General features: G+C 66.0%; 2 protein-coding genes. Both read left to right on the top strand.

From position 1 onward, the window contains the following. Nucleotides 1-304: 304 nt before the first annotated feature. The gene (locus LHA35_RS28020) at nucleotides 305-2,596 is read left to right on the top strand and encodes a glycosyltransferase (protein ID WP_226614703.1); all 2,292 of its coding nucleotides are present in this window, start codon (nucleotides 305-307) and stop codon (nucleotides 2,594-2,596) included. 340 nt (nucleotides 2,597-2,936) lie between these two features. Then, on the top strand, nucleotides 2,937-3,076 hold a 140-nt coding region (locus LHA35_RS28025; RefSeq protein ID WP_338051019.1), incomplete at its 3' end, for a sugar phosphate nucleotidyltransferase.

Consider the following 3,076-nt stretch of genomic DNA (forward strand, 5'->3'; position numbering starts at 1 on the left):
CAGCCCGGTAGCTCGTCAGGCTCATAACCTGAAGGTCACAGGTTCAAATCCTGTCCCCGCATCCATATCACGACAAACGCCCCGCAGCCCCAGGCCGCGGGGCGTTTGTCGTTCAGGGCCCCGCATGCGCAGCAGCAATGCCTGGCTTATCTACCAAGACATGTTCGAAATTCTGATGATTTTACCCCAATGGGGGATCGATGGGCTATGAAAGCCATGGCCCATGTTGTCGCGCCCTCGCCCTCTGCGCCAGGCACGAGCAACCGCGGGCCCGCAATCCCTGACCCAAGGGTGAGACCCGCGCATGAGCCCTGCCGTCGAGTGCCCGCTGGTGAGCGTGGTGATGGCCAACTACAACGGCGCCCCCTATCTGGCCGCCGCCATCCGCTCAGCCCTCACGCAGAGCCTCGCCGGCATTGAGATTCTGTTGGCCGATGACGGCTCCACCGATGAAAGTCTTGCCATAGCGCGGGCCATTGCCGCCGAAGATCCACGCCTCATCGTGCTGCCGCCGGCGCCCAATGGTGGGCCGGGTGCCGCCCGCAACCGCGGTCTCGCCGCGGCCCGGGGCGAATGGGTCGCGGTGATGGACAGCGACGACCTGATGCATCCCGAGCGGCTGGAGCGGCTGCTTGCCGCTGCCACGCGCGATGGGGTGGATATCATCGCCGATGACATGCTGGCCTTTTTCGAGGATGGGAGCCCGCCGCAGCCCATGCTGCACGGCCGCCTTGCCCTCCCGGCCACAGTCGATCTGGCGCTCTATATCCGTGCCAATGTGCTGTTCGGGCGGTTGCCGGCGCTTGGGTATCTGAAGCCGCTCTTCCGGGCGGAGATGCTGCGGCGAACCGGCCTGCGCTACGACCCGAGCCTTCGCATCGCCGAGGACTACGACTTGGTCGCGCGGCTGCTGGCCCAGGGTGCCCAGTTCCGCATCTTGCCTGACCTCACCTACTTCTACCGCCGGCATGGAACATCCACCTCGCACCGGCTGCGCCGCTCCGACCTCGAGGCCATGCTGGCCTCGGACAACGCCTTCCGCGCCGCGGTCGGGCCACAGCCGAGATCGACCGAGGCCGCCTTCCGCGCTCGCCGCGCCAGCATCGAGCGGGCGCTCGCCTATGACGGTATCATCGCCGCGCTGAAGGCGCGTGATCCCGTGGCAGCCTTGCGGGAGGCGATCCGCTCGCCGAGTGGCGCTGCCCTGCTGCGCCTGCCGGTACGCGATAGGCTGAGCCGTGTTTTTGCCAGGCCGAAGAAGCCGGCACAGGAGGGACCCCAACCACAGAGGCGTCCACGCGGGCTGCGCGTCTATGTGGTCTCCCGCAACCGCGTCGTCGGCAGTACCAGCGGCAGTGCCGCCTATCTGCTCGCCCTCTGCCGCGCCATGGCTGAAGCCGGGCACGAACTGCATCTCGTCTGGCCCTCGCCCGCCATGTTCGGCCGCACGCCGGTGCTGCGCCTCCGGCCGGAGATGACGATGTTTCGCTCCATTGCCATGCATGAGGCTTGGCGGATCGGCTCCTGGCTGGTGGCGAAGAACCCGCGGGTGGCGCTCGCTGCCTGCCTCGGCATCGCTGACAAGCTGCTGCGCAAGGTGGGGCTTGGCCTGGGGGGCCTGGTCCGCAAGGCTCCCTATGCCGTCGCGGTGCCCTGGCGGGAGGAGGACTTGCTGTATGTCGCGAACCGTATCCGCGGCGATGCTGATGTGGTCCTGGCGGATTATGCCTTCCTGACCCCGGCCTATCCCTATGCGCTAAGCCCTGGGGCGGCGCGGATCGTCGTCATGCATGACCTCTTTTCCAGCCGGGCCGCGATCTTCGCCCGCGCCGGGTCGCAGGACTCGGTGGCGCGGATCGATCAGGCGAGCGAGCTGCGGCTGCTCGGCGCAGCGGATGCCGTGGTGGCGATCCAGGCGGAGGAAGGTGCCTTCATTCGCGATGCGCTGCCCGGCCGGCGCGTGATCGTGGCGCCGATCGCGATCGAGCCGGTGGCGGCGCCGCAGCCTGGACGGGACGCCATCCTGCTCTTCGTCGGTAGCGACACCTCGCCGAATGTGGACGGGCTGCGCTGGTTCCTGCGCGAGGTGCTCCCCCTGATCCGGCAGGCGGTCCCGCAGGTGGTGCTGCGGGTGGTTGGCCGCGTTGGTCACGCCATCGGCCCGGTACCGGAGACGCTCACCGGAGCCGTGGAGGTGCTGGGCCTGGTTCCGGATCTGGCGCCGTATTACCGCGACGCAGCCGTGGTGGTTTCGCCGCTGCTGGCGGGCTCTGGCCTCAAGATCAAGCTTGTTGAGGCTTTGGGCCATGGCAAGGCGGTCGTTGCGACCAGCGTGACGCTGCAGGGTGTACAGGCGGAATGTGCCCCTGCTCTTCGACCAATCGACGAAGCTGGAGAATTCGCGGCCGAGGTCACGGCGCTGCTGACTGATTCGGCGCTCCGGGCGGAGCGCGCTGCTGCTTCGTTGCTGGTAGCGCGCAACTGCTTCTCGGCAACGGCCTGCTATGCCGGGTTGCTGGATTATCTGCGTACGGTGCGACCTGATACCGAAGGCACGCCAGCACCCAGGCCAAGGATGACTGCTCTGGCTGAGTGACGAGCACTGGCCCTGTCGTACAGCAAGCATGACCCAGGAGGTGCGATCTCCATTGGGTTTCTGCTGAGCCCGCCGCGAGGTTGTGTCCGATTACTGCGCCTTGCCACGCGCCGTGCGTGCTGAACGGTCAGTGCCCAGTTCCGGATATCGGCTGAGGGCGCTTCGCCGGCCCACGGCCTTGCACCGAAACCACCCGGAGCGGGATGGTTGAAACGAGTTTTCACTGAAATCGCCCTGAACAAGAAAATCTATCCCAGATAAGATCCACTTAGGCGATGCGCGGCACGGATAAGTCGTTATAATTGCCGCAAAATAAAGCCTGATTTGAAAATATTAGGAAATCGAATCTGTGACGATAACTCCTGTGATTTTGTGTGGTGGCACTGGCACGCGTTTGTGGCCGTTGTCGCGGGAGGGCTACCCGAAGCAGTTCTGGCCGCTGGTGTCGGCGCGGACCATGCTGCAGGAGACGGCGGGCCG

The sequence above is a fragment of the Roseicella aerolata genome (genome assembly GCF_020523605.1).
Taxonomy (GTDB): domain Bacteria; phylum Pseudomonadota; class Alphaproteobacteria; order Acetobacterales; family Acetobacteraceae; genus Paracraurococcus; species Paracraurococcus aerolatus.

Bases quoted from the DNA above. Each gene is read 5' to 3' on its own strand.
- LHA35_RS28020 (WP_226614703.1), top strand. From the start codon at position 305: ATGAGCCCTGCCGTCGAGTGCCCGCTGGTGAGCGTGGTGATGGCCAAC.